Here is a 17,783-nt window from a genome sequence, read left to right on the forward strand (position 1 = left end):
CGGTATTATATTGTTTGTAAATTTATTGTAATCGGATTATATACGTCCAACGTATACATAATATAGGCCAGCAGCAAAGATAGTGAGCATTTCCAGTTGGGCATTTATATAAGTAGATATAAACAAGTTTGTGGCACACTATGGCATAGTCACGAAACCACGTCTATCTCTACAATATAAACTGGCTGGTTATCTGAATCTACGTCATTAAGGTTGGCCAACACTGTTTAGTCGATGATAGTGCAATGACAATTTGCACTTGCAGTATATATGTTATTACTAGATGAGGAGAACAAATATGCCCGTAGAAAAGGCACCCGCGTCCTCTAGCCTTGCAGAGGTAGTTGACAGCATTCTTGACAAAGGTATCGTCATTGATGCCTGGGTCAGAATCTCTTTAGTGGGCATCGAAGTCATATCGATTGAAGCGAGAGCGGTCGTTGCTTCTGTGGAGACGTATCTCAAATATGCAGAAGCTATTGGACTTACCGCTACAGCTGCTCCGGCCTAAAGAGGGAAACCATCTTCTAAAAGCATTCTAACCAGTAGTGCAGATGCTTCGTTGAGCTGTTATATGAACGTCCTTCTGGTAGAACCCTGTGCTACCAGGAGATGCTTTTCTGGCAACATATGCCATCGCTGGGGAGGTCTGCTCTTCGGTCTGCGAGGAATGCCAGAAGGAGATAGTAATATTCTTGAAAAGATGGAAATAATTCCAGAAGGAGATACACATGTCACCTAAAGGGATTAAAGATATTAAAGGTATTCATGCTATCAAAGGAATTGGTAGCATGAATATCCGATCCGGTCTATCGGCTGAGAGCAAAAAGGATGCAAAGCATTTCCAACTGGATGTCGAAAAAGATAATCTCATGAAGCTGCTTGAGCAATTCGAGCGCCAAAAAACGCAAATAGAAAAGAGACTCGCTGAAATTGCTCAGTTCGTTCAGAGTGAGACGCCCCAACCTGAAGGGCAGCAGAAAAGAGAAACCCAGGAAGAAAGTAGCGTTCCAGAGGAAGATGTTGCTCAAAATAAGCAGGGAGAGTTTGATTTTCGGATTGGGAAAATCTCTTTCAACGACATTATTCAGGGTATTGGCAGCTTCATTGACTTAGTAGCCACGATGGAAGCAGTCGGGAAGGGAGAAGAAAAGCGGGAGGGAGAATTTATCAGCCCTTCGGGACGTGTCAAAGCAGTCTATGGCCTCTCTATCAAAGAGGGCCTCGGGGGCAAACCAATTGTTGAGCCATTTGGCAATGTAAAAAAGGGTGCCCAGGGGCCAGTCGTTGAGGAGGAGAGAGAGCCTTTAGTCGATATCTTTGATGAACAGGACCACATTTCGGTCATTGTCGAATTGCCAGGGGTGCTGGTCAAAGATATTCATATCGAAGTCAAGGGAGATATCCTGACGCTTTCTGCTGCTAACAGTAGTCGCAAATATTACAAAGAGCTGGTCCTGCCCAAAAATGCTGATGCCAGCACCTTAGAGAGGAAGTATAAAAACGGCATTTTAGAGATAAGAATGAGTACGAAGTAGTATGAAAGATGTGAGCATTCAACTCAAAGTAGTCGAGGCTCATCCTCGCGATGTGGGGCGTGGCATTGCTCGCGTCGATCCAGAGGTGATGGAGAGGCTGAGCATTAACGACTCAGGAGAAGTCATTGGTCTGAAAGGCAAGCGGGAAACCGTAGCCAGGATCATGCCCACTTTTCCAGAGTTGCGTGGCCAGGGTGTTATCCAGATTGACGGAATTATCAGAGAGAACGCTCAGATAGGTATTAACGAGCAGATCAAACTTACCAGAATGAAAGTTGAGGAAGCAAGGAAAGTAAGATTGTCTCCTTTAACCTTCATTGGAAGAACGGCGACTGATAATGGGTATCTTTCCAGGCAACTGGCAGCCATCCCAGCCATTGCTGGCGATAGAGTACAAACGACCTTTTTGGGGGCAAAGAAGCAGGACTTTCGTGTCGTCGATACCGTACCCACGGGGGCAGTACTGTTAACATCACAAACAAGCATTACTATTGCTGGGGAGGGCAAGGCGACAGAAGCCAGATTGACCTATGAGGATATCGGCGGGCTTGGAGATCAGGTGAGGCGCATTCGGGAAATGATTGAGCTGCCCCTGCGTTTCCCCCAGGTCTTTGCTCGCCTGGGCATCGATCCCCCAAAGGGCGTTCTGCTGCATGGTCCGCCGGGGTGTGGTAAGACCCTGATTGCTAAAGTGATCGCCAATGAAACCGACGCCACGTTCTTGCAGATCTCTGGCCCGGAGATTATGCACAAGTTCTATGGCGAATCTGAGGAGCATCTTCGCAATGTCTTTGAAGAGGCGAAGAAAAAGGCTCCCTCTATTCTGTTCCTGGATGAATTAGATGCCATCGCCCCGAAAAGAGAAGAGTTGGGAGGAGAAAAACAGGTTGAGAGAAGGGTAGTTGGTCAACTGCTGGCCTTAATGGATGGCTTAAAGGAACGGGGTCAGGTTATAATTATTGGCGCGACCAATTTGCCTAATATCCTTGATCCCGCTCTGCGCCGCCCTGGTCGCTTTGATCGAGAAATCGTGATTCCCATTCCCGATAAACATGGTCGTTTCGAGATCCTCACCATCCACACCAGAGGCATGCCTTTCTCGGATGATGTGGATATGGAGCGCTTAGCCTTTCTCACCCACGGTTTTGTAGGGGCCGATCTGGGTGCATTAACGCGTGAGGCGGCTATTTATGCCATTCGCCGCCTCATGCCTTGCATCGATTTTGAGCGAGAAGTGATTCCGGTCGAGGCTCTGCTGGCACTAGAGGTGACGATGGATGATTTCCTTAATGCTTTACGTGAGGTGGAGCCTTCCGCTATTCGTGAGTTCTTTACCGAGATTCCTGATATCGGTTTTGCCGACATTGGCGGGCTGGAGCAAATCAAGCGTGTACTCCTTGAGACCGTCAAAGATCCTTTATATCATCCAGCAGTGTATGCGAAGGCGCATACCAGACCTGCCAAAGGTATCATCGTAAGCGGCGAACCAGGTACAGGAAAGACCTTGCTTGCCAAGGGCATTGCTAAAGAATCAGAGGTTAATTTTATTGCCGTCTCCGGTCCAGAATTGCTGTCCAAATACATTGGCGAAAGCGAACGTGGTGTGCGTGAGGTCTTCAAAAAGGCTCGGCAGGCTGCTCCTTGTATCTTGTTCTTTGACGAGATTGAGTCGATTGTCCCGCAGCGCGGGAAGATGATAGGCGATCAGGTCACCGAGCGGGTCGTCACTCAGTTCTTAACTGAGATGGATGGGATTGAGGAGCTAAAAGGGGTCACGGTATTGGCAAGCACGAATCGGTTGGACTTGATTGATCCTGCCATTCTGAGGCCAGGCCGGTTCGATTTTGTGCTGGAGCTGCCCAAACCGGACATGAAGGCGCGGGAGGCTATATTTCGTGTGCATATCAGAGGGAAACCGCTAGCCAAAGAGGTTGCGCTGGAAAACCTGGCCCGAGAGACGGATGGGCTGGTGGGAGCTGATATTGCCTCGATCTGCCAGAAGGCCAGCCTGTTGGCGATTCGGGAGTTTTTAGAAAGCAAAGAGGAAGATCTGGAGCATTTCGTCATTGAAAAGAGGCACTTTATGGAGGCGATGGAAGATGCGATATCCCTTGTGAACAGCAGGAGTAGGACATGAAAAACGGTACATATATCTATGGCATCATCAACACGGGTACGCCTCAGGAGTTTGGAGAGATGGGTATCGGCGACCGAGTTGCTTCCAAGGTGAAGACTCTTGGCTTTAAAGATATAGCAGCCGTTGTTTCCAACAGTACATTGACGGCCTATGACTCCTTGAGCAAAGAGAAAGTTGCCAAAGACTTAGCAGTCCATCAACTAGTCATTGAAAAAGTAATGCAGGCTTGCACCATCCTACCAGTGAAATTCGGGACTATGACAGAGACCGAAGACGAGGTGATTAAATTCCTGGAAAAAGGCTATGATCTGCTACACAACGAGCTAGATAAAGCGAAGAGGAAGATAGAACTGGATGTCGTTGCCTGGTGGGATTTACAAAAAATCCTCGCGACACTCCCTCACCAGAACGAGCAGCTTCAAGCCAGACAACAGGAAATAATGATGAAAGGAGGGGAGGTTAGCACTGAGGATAAAATCGCGCTCGGCCAACTTATTGAGCAAGAGCTGAATGCCGAAAAAGTCAGGTATCAGCAAACGATTTTGGAGACGCTCAGGCAAGAGACCGTGGATGTGCTTTTGCACGATTTGCTAGGCGATAAGATGATCCTAAATGCAGCTTTTTTGCTAGCAAAGGAACACGAGAAGTCTTTTGACACGGCGATCCAGAGCCTGGATCAAAAGTTGCTGAATACCGTCAACTTTCGAGTAGTAGGTCCACTTCCCTTATACAGTTTCGCTACTATTGTTTTCAAAAAAATTGCTCCAGAAAGAATCAAAGATGCGAAAAAAGCGCTTGGCTTGACTGGAGAAATTACGGAGCAAACTCTTCGCGACGCATATCACCGCCTCGCACAGAAATACCACCCGGATAAAACGGGCGAAGAAGATTCTACAGAAGAGTTTCAACTGATCCATGATGCTCACAGTACGTTGCAAGATTTTATCGAGAACGGATCGATGCACGTAGAAATGTATCGATGGAAGGAGGAAATGCAATGAGTAACAGTGAGGGCTACTATCTCTATGGTATCCTGGCCTCCAGCGATAGGCAAGAATTTGGCCCGATCGGTATAGGCGGAAGAGAAGATGTCGTCTATACATTGCCCTATCAGGATATAGCAGCAATCGTTTCCCGCTCTCCAATTGTCAAATATCCAGTGACCAGGGAGAATACGATGAAACATGCTAAAGTGTTGGACAGGGCGGTAGAAGAAGGCACCGTTTTGCCTGTTCGCTTTAGCACAATTAGCGAGGCCGAAGGATTGATCATAGAAAAAGTATTGCAGCCTCGTTACCAAGAGTTTGTCGATTTATTGAGAAAAATGGAGGGGAAATTAGAACTTCGAGTGAGAGCGCGCTGGCCAGACATGGATGCTATTTTTGCCGAAGTGGTTGAAGAAAACAAAGATATTAAGTCGCTAAAAGAAGAGTTACTTCACGAAAAAGACGCGCAAAAGAAACGGGCAGGAATGGTAAAAGTCGGAGAAATGATTCAAGGAGTCCTGGAGGAAAAGAGAAAAGAGGAAGCGAAAGAGTTGCTAGAGACATTAAAACCGCTTAGCCTTGAGTGGAGAGAGAATCAAATTTACGGCGATATGAATCTGATAAATGTAGCTTATTTAGTAAATAAGGAGAGGGAGGTAGATTTTGACAAAAAGGTAGCTGATCTGGATAGTATGTATGGAAAGAGAAAGCAGTTAAAATATACACGTTCGCTAGTACCATACAATTTTGTCGAGATCGTGATTCATTGGTAGGAGGCACTGTGTCATTAAACGGGTTGTTAGACACGTCCCTACAATTTATTCTGTTCGGCGGTAAAGGTGGCGTTGGGAAAACAACGATGGCTGCGGCAACAGCCGTAGAGCTAGCTAAAACGCACAAGGTGTTAATCTTTACGACTGATCCCGCACCATCGCTGGGTGATAGCTTCGGTCAAGCGATTGGTAGCGATCCCACTACGATTGCTGGCATGCCGAATCTTTATGCGATGGAGATCGATGCCAGGAAAGTCCTTAAAGAATTTAAAGAGGAATATGGCGGCGAAATCTTAGATATCCTGCAACAGGGTACCTATTTAGCAGATGAAGAGACAGAAGAACTTTTCCAACTCGATGTTCCAGGTCTGGACGAAGTAATGAGCCTCAAGAAAGTCATCGACTTTATGCAGAATTCTGACTATCAGATCTATCTTGTAGATACTGCACCAACTGGTCATACACTGAGACTTCTTACGTTACCAGAACTGTTGGATCAGTGGATAAAGTTTTTAGCTACTCTGCGCTGGAAATATCATACCGTAGTAAGGCACTTTGCAAGAGAAGAGCGGATCGAGAAAGCCGATGAGTTTCTTCTGGAAATGAAAAGAACCGTGAAGAAAGTGCAGGCACTCTTGCAAAATGCCGAGAAAACAGAGTTTGTCGTGGTCACTATTGCCGAGAAGATGGCGGTTTCCGAAACAGGGGATCTACTAAGAGGTCTTGAGCGAATGCACATTTCATCTCGACATATTATCGTCAATAATGTCTTCCCACGCGAAGAAGCTGATTTTGCCAGGCAAAGAAGAGCATTTCAGGAACGATATGTTCAGGCTATAAAGCAGGAGTTCCGTCCACGGAGTATTACAGAGGTCATTTTGCAACCAACCGAAATCCAGGGCATTGACAAGTTACAAACGCTAGGAATGCAGTTGTTTACTGAAAGCAAAGAGGAGGTTTAACCATGTTTATCCTTGACGATCTGCTATTCAAGTTACCAGCCAAAGGTTTCATGGGAATATTCAAGAAAATTGCTGAAATGGCAGAAGAAGAGTTAAATGATACGTCCAGAATAAAAGAGGAGCTACTGCAATTGGAGTTCTTGTTTGAAACTGATCAGATTACTGAGGAGGAATACCAGGAGAAAGAGGCCGCAATTATGGAAAGACTTAACGTGCTGGAGGAGCAACAGGAGGATATCACGCTAAGATCATAGTATATAGTACTTTTGCAAGCCTTCTCGCTCCTAGCGATGGGTATGGCTGACGATAATGATTCTGCCCGGCTTTAAAACTCTGTTCGCAGTTTGTATGGTCAACATCAGGACATCCTGTGTATGTATACAAAGGAATACTCATCATGAATAATTATAATGTAGCTGTGATAGGGCCACATAGCTGCGGCAAAACGGTTTATTTAGCGAGCATGTATCATAAGCTTTATACGCAGAATAAAGATGCACAGTTCTTCCTCCGTAGCGAGCAGAACAGATTACTTAATGAGAAGTATGAGCAAATTGCTAATTCAGAAGAGTGGCCTGCTTCTACAACAGAAATCTCAGAATGGCATTTCAGGTGTTGCGTCCAGGCAGAAGATGAGCATATCTACAGCGTATTTCAATTTACATATCTCGACTATGCGGGAGAGAAAATTACGGATACACAGCAAGGTTCTATCTTGCGAACTGAATTGGATGATAGATTTAAACGTGCTGACACACTCTTAGCTATACTCGATGGTAGAAGAATTCGCTCACTGATGCGCGGCGAGAAGGAGGGGGAACATTTTGTAAGTGTCGAACTTCCGAATATTCTCCAAATTATGTTAGACCGGGATGAGCCTGTCCCTGTCCATTTCATCATTATGAAGTGGGATCTTCTTCAACCAGACTATTCATTTAAGGAGGTGCAAGAATACCTTCTGGCTATCAAGGAATTTCAGCAGTTTGTGCAGGGAAGAAAGAAGTATCCTACGCGGTTAATTCCAGTCAGTTCAATCGGACCAGAATTTGCTAAACTGCAAGTTGACGGCAGGATGTGCAAGATTCCTGGGAGGACTCCGATCCCGTTTCAGATAGAGATGCCACTTGCATGTGTTTTCCTGGATATATTACAGGTTGCATTGCAGAAACTCTCCGAGGAGGAAGCCTTGTTAGGCAAAATTAACAAGCGCCTTCCTTTCTTAATGGTGCTGAAATCTATTATCCCGTCACTCAAGACGTTACGTAAAACTGTGCGGGACAAGTATAATGATAAAACTCTCGTACGTATCCTTACCCATGAAAGTCTTGATCTTCTCATAGATTACGCAGAATCCTGGGTACGAGGCATGCACGAACAAGAAGCACAGCGAGAAGAAAGGCTTCGTAGAGAGAGAGACCTCACTCTTAAAAAGATTAAGGATGAACAAACTGCGGCTAAGCATGTAATGAAAAGTTTTGAGTATCTGGTAAATCAGTTGGAGCAGGATTTTCCAGCATCCAGATTATTCAATGTAGAATAAAGGGAGAGTTGCATATCAGACGAAGACGGCTTGCCTGTCTATATGTCTGTAATTGTGCTTATCTCCCTCTAGCCTGGCAGCCTCTACCAACAAACGTCAAGTCGATTGAGAGAGCCTGATAGTGCTACTCGACAGGCCGCTCCTTCTCTCCTGGTATATGTACGGTGCTACGTTCGCCGAACGAGAGTTCGCTCAAGCCTGCTGGCCAGAGAATGCCATCGATGACATGAATAATCCCGTTCTCCGCTTCAATATCGGTCTGAACAACCCGCACGCTGTTGATCTGGATATGATCGCCAATCAGCGCACGGAGCGTGTACCCTTCCGCTTCGGTCGGCAGTTGGAGCACCTGTTCGGCGGCTGGTGATTCTTGCTGCACCTCTTTCCTCAATTCGGCTCTGCTCAACTTGAGTGGCACGATATGGTAGCGCAGAAGCAAGTTGAGCTTATCAATGTTGGTCATCAGATCGAAGCCTGTGCGCTGTTGTAGCGTATCAAACACGAGATCGTGGGGCGCAAAGAGCGTTAGCGGACGATTTCCTTGCAGTGTATATTCCAGTCCTGCCGCATTGAGCAGCATCTGTAAATTATTGAACGTATAGGGCGAGGTCAGCCCTTGCAAAACTTGCTCTATTTTGGACATCTCATGGTTCCTTATGCAAGCGGTAAGGATTTCGTAGTGGAGCGATTGATCGCGTGAGTAGAGCCTGGGAGGTGCTTGTCCCAACGCGATCAATCGCTCCACTACGAAATCTTTCCCAGAATTTGGTCGTAAAAAATCACTCGCTCATCATTCTCAGTGGTGGCACGAATAAGCAAGGCTGGAAGTAACATGACACCCCATTTCGCCGCCTTCCAAATATGCAAATTGTTGAGGAGTGGTCTATAAAGGCTATTGAAAGCGTCCTACTCTTGCGCAAATTCGACTCTATCGTATATAAAATGAATAATGCATGTTCCATGTCATCGCCCATCAGCGGTGAGCTTTTAGCATGCCTCCCTTCGCCACGAGGTTTTCGAGATGCATTCATCACTATTTTCGGAGTACCAGTCCATTGCACAGTTTGCCAGGGGGTCGGCAACTGAACTGGTGCTCGCACAATCTGTTCATACGCCTGAAGATCAGGTTATATTTAAAATATTTAATGCTGTTAATTTTCAGCAAATACATGAGCAGGAACGCTTTCAACAGGAAGTATATACGCTCAAGCAACTGCATCATCCCTATATTTTGCCGCTCTTGCATGCAGAAATTGTGCAGGGGCATCCTATTCTTGTCAGCAAGTATATGCCGCATGGATCGCTACGAACCCGCCTCTCTTCTGCCTCTCCCGGACGTATCCCTTTAGGTGAAGCATTGCCCATTATTGTGCAAATCGGGCAGGCGCTTTCGTATGCCCACGCCTGGAACGTCTTGCATAGTGCCATCAAGCCTGAAAATATCCTGTTCGATGCGAACGGCCATGCCCAACTCGCCGACTTTCCCGTACCGACCTTGCTCGCCTATACCATCACATCTTCCCAGACGCACTATATAACACCAGAGCAGCATACTGGTCAGCGCAGGAAAGAGAGCGATCAATATGCGCTTGGTTGCCTTGCCTATGAAATTTTGACGGGATATGTGCCAGAGGGAGAAGCGCCTGTTCCGCTTACACAGCTAGTTCCTGGCATTTCTCAGCATATAGATGCTGCGGTACTCAAAGCGCTGGCAGCTGATCCAGCCCAGCGCCACGTTAGTATTAACGCCTTCATCGAAGGATTGACAGCCTTGTCGCTCAAGGTATCAGCGCTTCCTTCAATGGAGATAATGGGCAGCGAACCAGCATCAGAGCTTGAGCAGCAATTGGCAGGGGCGATGAATACCGCTCTGCCAGGCGGTAGCTTGCCTGCTGAAGCATATATGCAACCGATCGATGCTGCACTGACCAGTGCGATGGATGCAACGATGAACATGGATGCTCCGATGCCCGGAATTGCAACGATGGCTTCTGCCCAATGGAATATGCCCGTAGAGCCTGTGTATGCAAATGCGATGGAGCCAATGGCTGTGAGTAGTGGGCAGGCGTGGCAATCGTCGCCTGTCGGTGCCTATCCAGCACAATGGCAACAAGAGGCGAGTATGCCACCGCCGTTGCCAAAAAGGAAGGTGAGCAGGTTGGGATGGGTGATCATTGCGCTGGTCTGCGTGGCGGTGTTGACTGCCGGGACTGTTCCTATGTTGCTTCCTCTTGCGAACAACCCGTCAAAAGTGGAACAGCAGAAGACCGCAACCCCGGTTATGCAGAATAACACTGCAACTGAGACGCCAGAGCAGGCAACTCCCACTGCAACGGTAGAGGCAACCCCAACAGAAGATCCGGCAGCTCAGGATACACCCGTTGCGCAGGCGCAGGAAACAACGCCCACACCCGTTGTAGTGGCAACGCCAACACCCAGGCCAACAGCGACGCCAACACCGAAGCCAACAGCGACACCAACACCCAGGCCAACAGCGACGCCAACACCGAAGCCAACAGCGACACCAACACCCAGGCCAACGGCGACGCCAACACCAACGCCGACACCGACGCCAACACCGACGCCGAGAACCTGTTGCTGGCTCTTATGCAAGCCATGTAAATGAAAATAATTGGTGCATCCGGCAAAACGATTGGGAAACTATGATCGTGTATAGCAGGGGCGATGGCTGGTCCTCGCCCCTGCTATACACGATCATGGCCGGAGGATTGTACAGATGTGCCGATCATCCTCATAACGACAGTTTGGTTATGAAGATGCCGCTATCACCTTCTCAACTGCTTCTTTCAGCTGGCGATACACATTATCCAGATGGTCTGGCATCACTTTCACATCGGCAATGACAGGCATGAAATTGGTATCGCCGTTCCAGCGGGGAACGATATGAAAGTGGATATGCTCAGCAAAGCCTGCGCCAGCTACTTTGCCCTGATTAAAGCCCATATTAAAACCATCGGGATGCATCGTCTCGCCTATGGCCTTCAACGCGATTTGCGCCTGACTCATCAGATCGGCAAGGACAGCGGCATCAAGCTTTTCCAGCGCGCCGATGTGCTGATAAGGCGCGATCATCAGGTGTCCGTTGTTGTAGGGATAGAGATTGAGCATCATGAAGCAATGCTCACCGCGATGAATGATATGATGGGCATCATCATGCTGCTCGGCTGGTTGCGTGCAAAAAATGCACCCCGGCGGTGGCGGCGTTTTTGGAGTGATAAACGCCATGCGCCAGGGTGCCCATAAGTTCTCCATACAAATCCTCTACGCAAGCCACATCAGGCTATGGTTCTCACTTCTTTTCTGAACATGAGAGCGATTCAAGACAAACCCACTGCTCCGCCCAGATGTGGATCTCATCTACCACCGGCTTTAAGGCGTGCCCCTTCTCAGTGAGTTGGTACTCAACACGGACCGGGATCTGTGGATAGACGATGCGATTGACAATCCCCTCTGCTTCCAGTTCACGCAGACGGTCGCTCAATACGCGATCAGAGAGTCCCTCCACCAGCGCCGTTAATTCGCAGAAGCGTTTTGGCCCCCCCATCAGAGCAGATAGCAGAAGTCCCGTCCAGCGTTTACCCAGGATTTGAATTGCGTGTTCGTAGCGAGGACACATGTGAGTTATAGCATTCGCCTGTGTCAAAGTTTCAGTTGTTTCGCTCGATTGAGTTGCCATAAATTTTCCTACCATTTCGGGTTCGCTGCACAACAAACCAGTGTAGAATACGACCACTACCAGTATTATGTGCCATCAAGTATACCATGTTTCTCTTTCTAAGGCAAGCAATGCTACCGACAAAAAGTAAGTAATGATCTGTAATAGTAATTGTCGTTTGATTCTCGTATAGCTTTACCTGTCCTTTCTATCACGTTATGATATTTTCACTTGATATCAATTCATCAATTTGCTATACTCAGTGAAGAAAAGGAGATCTATGAACTCACTCTTGCGTGTTTCACTCGATACTTACCTCGACAGCTTTCACCTCTCGCTCAACTTCTCAGCAGCGGAGGGCAAGACGACTGTGCTGCTGGGAGAAAGCGGTGCCGGGAAAAGTACTGTTTTGCGACTGCTGGCCGGGCTGCAACATCCACAACAGGGCCATATCTCCCTCGATTCTGTCACCTATTTCGATAACGAGCAAAAAATAGTGGTTCCGCCCCAGGAGCGGCCCTTTGGTTACGTATTTCAGGATTATATTCTCTTTCCTCATCTCACAGTCTTCGAGAATGTCGCCTTTGGCTTGCGTGCGCAACACCTCCCGAGCCGTCTCATTCGTGCGCGAGTAAGCGAGGCGCTGGATCGGGTACATCTCGTTGGCTACGATATGCGTAAACCGGCGCAGCTTTCCGGTGGGCAACAGCAACGGGTGGCGATTGCTCGTGCGCTGGCACTGCAACCACAACTGCTGCTGCTCGATGAGCCGCTGTCCGCTCTTGATGTGCAGACGCGGCGCGAGGTGCGCCAGGAGCTACAACATATTCTGGCCGAACTGCATATTACAACGATCATGGTGACGCATCAGTATCTGGAAGCGTTGCTTTTTGGTCACTCTATCCTGGTACTCGACGATGGACACATCATTCAGCAGGGGGATCAGCGCGATTTGTTGGAGTATCCGCGCTCCTCGTATGTCGCCGAACTGATCGGGGTCAATTTCTTTCGTGGCCGCATCGTGCGCTATGAGGCCGATGGCACCTGCGTTATCGCTTTGCAGAACAGCGAGTACCAGCCCTTTGAGATTTTCGCGGCTCTCTCTGAGCAGGGACAGGAGGCAACACCAGATATTGGAGAGGAGGCATATGTTGTAGTGAATCCGCGCAGTGTGACCCTCTATCAATCACCCCCAGATGCATCGGCTCGCAACCTGTTTCCCGGCACTATCACTCAGGTATTGCGCCTGCGTTCGGGTGGTGTGCAGAGCCGCGATGGATATGTCCGCGTCAGTATTGCGCTGGATGGGCTGGGGAGCAAGTTCCCGCCGCTTACCGCTGAGATCACCGAAGTCTCCGCAACTCGTTTGAGATTGCAACAACAACGGATCTATGCAGCTTTTAAAGCGACCGAGGCCAGCGCATATACCTAGATTATTCGTGGACGGTCTCGCTCTCCCAGGTACATGTCTCTGGAATGGTCTCGTGCAATGCCGCTGCCAGGCCGTCCAGGTCCGTCACATCGTCGCGATAGACGGCCCAGGCTTTGGCTTTCTGGTCTGGTGCGGTCACTTTGCGATAGGCGATGACGCTAATACGTTTGCCATTCGGGAAAAATTCTTCTTTGACGCGTGTCAGATCTTCCCAGCGTACCTCAATCACGTTGCCCCGGCGGTCTCGCTTGACCAGTGCCTCTGGTTCCAACGTGATCGTAAAAGGTACGGGTGCGATGATGCGGAGATAGTAAATAAAGCCGAGGATAAAAAGAAGGGCTGCTATTGTGCTGCCAATGGCCGTTGCAACTGCGCCCTGCTGGATCTGGCGCAGAGTGATCCACAGCACGATGCCAACGATGCAGACCAGTCCTATAATAGTGACACTCAATTTGAAGCGGCTCAATCCTGGCCCGATAAACTCCTGGCTATGTGCCGCTGGCGAAGTTGCCATGTGAAAAACTCCCTGCTTCTCTCTGTATATGTTGCGTTCGCAAAATCGTGATTCTCTCATGGTGTATTGTAGCAACAGGAAGGAGAGCGCGCAACCGGGAGAATCTTCCTGTATCGTTTCACGGATGTACAAATTCTGGCGTGATCTCAAATAAAAAGACCCATGCAGGGAAAATCTGGGACTGGCATCCTAGCGTACTTTGCGTTACATCTTCTGTATGATATACTGAACCCGTTGTCTCAGGTTGTCCCAGTATTTGTACGACTCAATCAACTTCGTCCTGTTAGTGCGAATGCCAGGCGATCCCTCAAAGGAGGTTAACAATGTCTGATGGGAACGCTCTCATCATTCATTTTTAAGTCTCATAACGGATTGAAAGAGAATGAAAACCAGGAAAGGAAGAGCGCATCATGTTTCGACCGCATCCTTCTGGATCAATAGCTGGGACTCCCAATTCCGAGCCGCAGAACGTCCAACATGTTTCACAACAGGGTTCGCAGCGCATTACCGGGAAGCTGCTGGCAACCCAGGGCTATGTTGTCGGCATTGAAGTGAGTGGCAGCGGCGCTCGCCAATCGGTGGCGCTGGCAAATTTGGATGGAGAGATTCTCTATCGCGTTCGCCGCCCCCTGGACTACGTTCCTGATAGCGAAACGGTTCTGAAACTTCTGGATGAGATGCTGGCCGACGTGACAGGTCATGAACGGTTACAGGATGGTCGTATTTTGCGCGTTGGCGTGGCCGTTGGTGGGCTGGTGGACTCAACTCGTGGCGTTGTGCGCACCCTGTATCATGCTCACGGCTGGGACAATTTTCCCTTACAGGACTATTTTGCTGAGCGGCTTGATGTACCTTGTATAATTGATAACAATGCAAATGCTGCTGCTCTGGCAGAAGTGCAGCGTGGAGTCGGGAGCGGCGAGCGGGTAGTGCTGTATGTCGGGTTGGGACGCGGAATTGGTGGTGCGCTGGTGGTCAATGGCAAGATCTATCATGGAGAGACCTGTACCGCTGGTGAAATCGGTCACATGCTGGTACGAGACGATGGCCCCGCTTGCTCCTGTGGTCATCACGGACATCTTGAAGCGGTCGCCTCGGCCCGCGCCATTGCTGGCCGCATGATTGGTCTTTCTGTTGAGTATCCTGAAACGGTGGCTGCGCTACAACAGCTCACGGGTGGTCGCACTGAGCGCCTCACTGCCGATCAGGTGTTTCGGCTTGCGGCCAGCGGCGATAGGGTTGCACAGCATATCATTGACGAGGTTCATTCTTATCTGGGAATTGCCCTTGCCAACATCGTTCATGTAGTAAACCCGGGCATGATTATCCTGGGGGGATCTGTTGCCAAAGCCGGCAATCTGCTCGTTCAGCCTTTGCAGGAACGACTCCAGCACCTCTGTTTGCCGGCAGCTGTACAATCATTGCGCGTGGTTCAGGGAAGTCTGGGGTCGGAAGCAAATATCCTGGGCGCGGTTACGCTGGCTTTACAGGACGTATAACTGCTCAGGGCTCTTCGCGTGCTGGCGAGGAGAAACCTGCGCGTTGCCCATTGCTCAGCATCCTTTGCATGCGGGCGGAGTCTGCGCCCTTTTATAGTTACTCCAAGAATCTCAGCGTGCCGATGGGGATCTGTACCCCAATATGGATGCAGGATGAATATGGATGAATAATCTTGAGAGGCTTATGGTGGAAACAGGCCGGGTCATTCAGCGGCGCTACTTGCTGCAACGCCTGGTGAAGCAGGGACAGATTTGCGCTGTATATCAAGGCTTTGACCAGGTGCTACAGCGTCCTGTAGCCGTCAAAGTCGCTGCTGCCGAGCAGACGGCTACCTATCGAGCCGCCCTGCGCTTAACGTCCCAATTCGCTCACCCCAATATTATTGGCGTCTACGATCTTATCATCGAGCCTGATGCCTTCTATCTTGTGCAGGAATATGTAGACGGCGACGATTTTAGCACCCTACTGCAAACGCAACTCACCCCGTATCAGGTAGCCGATTTTGGCGTGCAGGTATGCCGCGCCCTCATGTATGCCGGCACTCCTTCGCACAAGGTCTGTCATGGCGATCTGACTCCTGCTTCGGTGATTCGTGACCGTTCGGGGCTGGTGCGTGTCAGCAACTTTGCTCTGCCCAGCGATACAAATTATTTCACAACCTGGAGTGTGATTGGCAACGATGGTCGTGCGTTGGCCGATGCTCAGCTTCCCTGGGGCCAGTTGACCGATGAGCGCCGCGCCGATGATGCGCGTGCTGTTGGCCTCCTGCTCTATCAGACACTCACTGCTCGTACTCCGGGCGCAGTTTCCGTCGAGCCTCCCGCCGATGGTCGCCTGCGTTTTCAGCGCAACGTTCCCCCGGAATTATGCAATATCGTTGCTCGCGCGATCGTACGTCAGCATCCTCAATATATTACAACTGCCGAGGCGCTCTATGCCGAATTAAAGCCGCTGGCTGAGGCGTTGGAGCCACCAATAGTCGTGACCACCAGTATGACCGGCATGGATGAATTAGCGGCGCGCTCTCAACCCTTGATGGGCGGCCAAATGGCTGGAGTTGCTGTACGTGAGACCGGAGCGGCGGCTCCCTTTACCGAAGGCCATGCCCCGTTCACTGGCATGGAAGCGGCATTACCTTCTTCCGCAACGGTGGCTGATTTGCCTGCTAAGCTGGCAACGGCACGTCAGGCTGCGTATGCTCAGGTGGCCCCGGCTGGTCAGGAGCGCAAGCTCAATTTGCCCGTCTTGATTGGCCTTGGCCTGGCATTGTTTGCGATCTTCTTTATCGTCGGCTTTTTCCTGTCTCGTGCCGTTTTCCATTAATCGAGGGGGGTGAATAAGCGTTTCTCGATCATAACGATATGATCAATTGCTGGCTGGTCAGCATTCTCTGTCGCTTATACTCCTGCGACTGGTTCTTGCATTCCTGTTGTGATATAGGCATGAACCAGATGCTCGCTGTTCCAGGCGAACCCGACGTTGGCGTGGCGGTCAACCAGGATCAGGCCGCCGGTTCCGCTGGCTTTTGCTCCTAGCAGCGCTATGGTCGCTTCGGCAGCATCGCGCGCTGTTGCTCCTCGCGCCACCGCATCTGTCGCACGTTTCGCAATCATCAGGCGCACGAAATCCTCTCCGTAACCTGTGCAAGAAACAGCCGCGTTATCATCAGCATAGAAGCCGCAGCCCACCAGCGGCGAATCTCCCACTCTTCCCGGATATTTATTGTGAATGCCGCCCGTCGAGGTCGCGGCTGCCAGGCGGCCCTGCTCGTCGATAGCCACCGCTCCTACGGTGCCATGCTTCTTCTCTAGTGGCTCCTGCAAGTTCTTCTCGCGCCTCTCCTTTGGTATACGTGCTGCCAGCCTGCCAATTTCGCGGCGATGATAGCGCGGCTCCTGCTCGTCGATGCCCTGTTCGGCGCGCACCTTTAACCAGTTTTGATATTGGCGCTCAGTCAACAGATCTTTAAAGGTGCAGAAGGGAATATCGTGTTGCCGGGCAAATTCGCGCGCACCTCGTCCGTTCAGGAGGGCGTGTGGACTCTCCAGCACTTTGCGCGCCAGGTTGATCGGGTTTTTTATCAGTTCAACTCCGGCTACAGCTCCGACCTGCAAGCTATGCCCCTCCATAATGCCTGCATCCATCTCGATATTGCCCTCAGCTGTCAGGCAGGAGCCGACGCCAGCATTGTACAGGGGATTATCTTCCAGGGCGCGCACTGCCGCTTCGACAGCATCCAGGGCGGTTCCGCCCTGCGTTAAAATATGCCACCCAGTCAGCGCGGCCTCTTTACAGCCTTCCTGCGTGGGTGCTATGCGTTCAGGAGTCAGCGTTCCCGCGCCCCCATGAACAATGATCGTTACAGGCATAATTCCTCCTCCAATTGATGTACAGGCATTGTACCACCTGTCGCCTCTCTCTAGCAGGCTAGCAGATTGTTTCGCCTCATCAATAGACGCTACAATAGAGTATATCGATAAATGCTGTGGATATTCAATCGAAAACTAGAGGTTATTCCAAAAAGAAGATCTGTGCTGTTATAGGCTATTCAGGCGACGGACTGGTGTATTTGTAACCCTCGGGTTGTACCCTGCGTTGAATTCATGCAAGATAGGTGTTGTGCCAGCCTGTCCTACGTTCTGTAATTTTTGCACATGCTGAATTTAATAATTCATGAGTCATCCCGGACATTTTCCCTGTGGCTCTCACACGCCTCAGCACCTTC

General features: G+C 49.7%; 17 protein-coding genes. 12 read left to right on the forward strand and 5 right to left on the reverse strand.

Annotation, left to right across the window (positions count from 1 at the left end; all coding sequences use genetic code 11):
* The first annotated feature begins 298 nt into the window (after positions 1-298).
* From gvpJ to K3T83_RS17820, 8 genes are all read left to right on the forward strand, one after another.
* Positions 299-511: a gas vesicle protein GvpJ gene (gene gvpJ, locus K3T83_RS17785; protein ID WP_220204296.1), complete on the forward strand. Its 213-nt coding sequence runs from the start codon at positions 299-301 to the stop codon at positions 509-511.
* A gap of 220 nt (positions 512-731) precedes the next feature.
* Positions 732-1,538 (forward strand): archaeal heat shock protein Hsp20, encoded by an 807-nt coding sequence (gene hsp20 / locus K3T83_RS17790; protein WP_220204297.1) that lies wholly within the window; start codon positions 732-734, stop codon positions 1,536-1,538.
* Position 1,539: 1 nt separating this feature from the next.
* Positions 1,540-3,675: a CDC48 family AAA ATPase gene (locus K3T83_RS17795; protein ID WP_220204298.1), complete on the forward strand. Its 2,136-nt coding sequence runs from the start codon at positions 1,540-1,542 to the stop codon at positions 3,673-3,675.
* The gene (locus tag K3T83_RS17800; protein WP_220204299.1) at positions 3,672-4,676 is read left to right on the forward strand and encodes a GvpL/GvpF family gas vesicle protein; all 1,005 of its coding nucleotides are present in this window, start codon (positions 3,672-3,674) and stop codon (positions 4,674-4,676) included. Before K3T83_RS17795 ends, K3T83_RS17800 begins: the two co-directional genes overlap by 4 nt.
* Entirely contained in the window at positions 4,673-5,434 is a 762-nt protein-coding gene (locus K3T83_RS17805; RefSeq protein ID WP_220204300.1) for a GvpL/GvpF family gas vesicle protein, read from the forward strand. Before K3T83_RS17800 ends, K3T83_RS17805 begins: the two co-directional genes overlap by 4 nt.
* An 8-nt stretch (positions 5,435-5,442) precedes the next feature.
* Complete coding sequence (locus tag K3T83_RS17810) at positions 5,443-6,396, forward strand: ArsA family ATPase (protein WP_220204301.1); 954 nt, start codon at positions 5,443-5,445, stop codon at positions 6,394-6,396.
* 2 nt (positions 6,397-6,398) lie between these two features.
* Positions 6,399-6,650 carry a gas vesicle protein GvpG gene (locus K3T83_RS17815; protein ID WP_220204302.1) on the forward strand — a complete coding sequence of 84 codons (252 nt, stop codon included), beginning with the start codon at positions 6,399-6,401 and terminating at the stop codon, positions 6,648-6,650.
* A gap of 143 nt (positions 6,651-6,793) precedes the next feature.
* On the forward strand, positions 6,794-7,936 hold the full coding sequence (locus tag K3T83_RS17820; protein ID WP_220204303.1) for a TRAFAC clade GTPase domain-containing protein: 1,143 nt from the start codon (positions 6,794-6,796) through the stop codon (positions 7,934-7,936).
* Positions 7,937-8,060: 124 nt separating this feature from the next.
* On the opposite strand, the gene K3T83_RS17825 is transcribed toward K3T83_RS17820, so the two are convergent.
* Positions 8,061-8,579 carry a fasciclin domain-containing protein gene (locus tag K3T83_RS17825; RefSeq protein WP_220204304.1) on the reverse strand — a complete coding sequence of 173 codons (519 nt, stop codon included), beginning with the start codon at positions 8,577-8,579 and terminating at the stop codon, positions 8,061-8,063.
* A gap of 378 nt (positions 8,580-8,957) precedes the next feature.
* Here K3T83_RS17825 and K3T83_RS17830 point away from each other — a divergent pair, with 378 nt between their 5' ends.
* On the forward strand, positions 8,958-10,562 hold the full coding sequence (locus tag K3T83_RS17830; RefSeq protein ID WP_220204305.1) for a serine/threonine protein kinase: 1,605 nt from the start codon (positions 8,958-8,960) through the stop codon (positions 10,560-10,562).
* 143 nt (positions 10,563-10,705) lie between these two features.
* Here K3T83_RS17830 and K3T83_RS17835 read toward each other — a convergent pair whose 3' ends face one another.
* Together K3T83_RS17835 and K3T83_RS17840 are read right to left on the reverse strand one after the other, a co-directional pair.
* The gene (locus tag K3T83_RS17835; protein WP_220204306.1) at positions 10,706-11,209 is read right to left on the reverse strand and encodes an HIT family protein; all 504 of its coding nucleotides are present in this window, start codon (positions 11,207-11,209) and stop codon (positions 10,706-10,708) included.
* Between the two features lie 37 nt (positions 11,210-11,246).
* The gene (locus K3T83_RS17840) at positions 11,247-11,633 is read right to left on the reverse strand and encodes a winged helix-turn-helix transcriptional regulator (RefSeq protein WP_220204307.1); all 387 of its coding nucleotides are present in this window, start codon (positions 11,631-11,633) and stop codon (positions 11,247-11,249) included.
* A gap of 259 nt (positions 11,634-11,892) precedes the next feature.
* On the opposite strand from K3T83_RS17840, the gene K3T83_RS17845 reads away from it, so the two are divergent.
* Positions 11,893-13,044, forward strand: coding sequence for an ABC transporter ATP-binding protein (locus K3T83_RS17845; protein WP_220204308.1), 1,152 nt, complete (start codon positions 11,893-11,895; stop codon positions 13,042-13,044).
* Position 13,045: 1 nt separating this feature from the next.
* On the opposite strand, the gene K3T83_RS17850 is transcribed toward K3T83_RS17845, so the two are convergent.
* The gene (locus K3T83_RS17850) at positions 13,046-13,558 is read right to left on the reverse strand and encodes a hypothetical protein (RefSeq protein ID WP_220204309.1); all 513 of its coding nucleotides are present in this window, start codon (positions 13,556-13,558) and stop codon (positions 13,046-13,048) included.
* 410 nt (positions 13,559-13,968) lie between these two features.
* On the opposite strand from K3T83_RS17850, the gene K3T83_RS17855 reads away from it, so the two are divergent.
* Together K3T83_RS17855 and K3T83_RS17860 are read left to right on the forward strand one after the other, a co-directional pair.
* Positions 13,969-15,057: an ROK family protein gene (locus K3T83_RS17855; RefSeq protein WP_220204310.1), complete on the forward strand. Its 1,089-nt coding sequence runs from the start codon at positions 13,969-13,971 to the stop codon at positions 15,055-15,057.
* Between the two features lie 163 nt (positions 15,058-15,220).
* A complete protein-coding gene (locus tag K3T83_RS17860; RefSeq protein WP_220204311.1) occupies positions 15,221-16,381 on the forward strand; it encodes a protein kinase domain-containing protein in 1,161 nt (386 codons plus the stop codon).
* 74 nt (positions 16,382-16,455) lie between these two features.
* Here K3T83_RS17860 and K3T83_RS17865 read toward each other — a convergent pair whose 3' ends face one another.
* Positions 16,456-17,427, reverse strand: coding sequence for an isoaspartyl peptidase/L-asparaginase family protein (locus K3T83_RS17865; RefSeq protein WP_220204312.1), 972 nt, complete (start codon positions 17,425-17,427; stop codon positions 16,456-16,458).
* Between the last annotated feature and the right edge of the window lie 356 nt (positions 17,428-17,783).

The organism is Reticulibacter mediterranei (assembly GCF_016587455.1).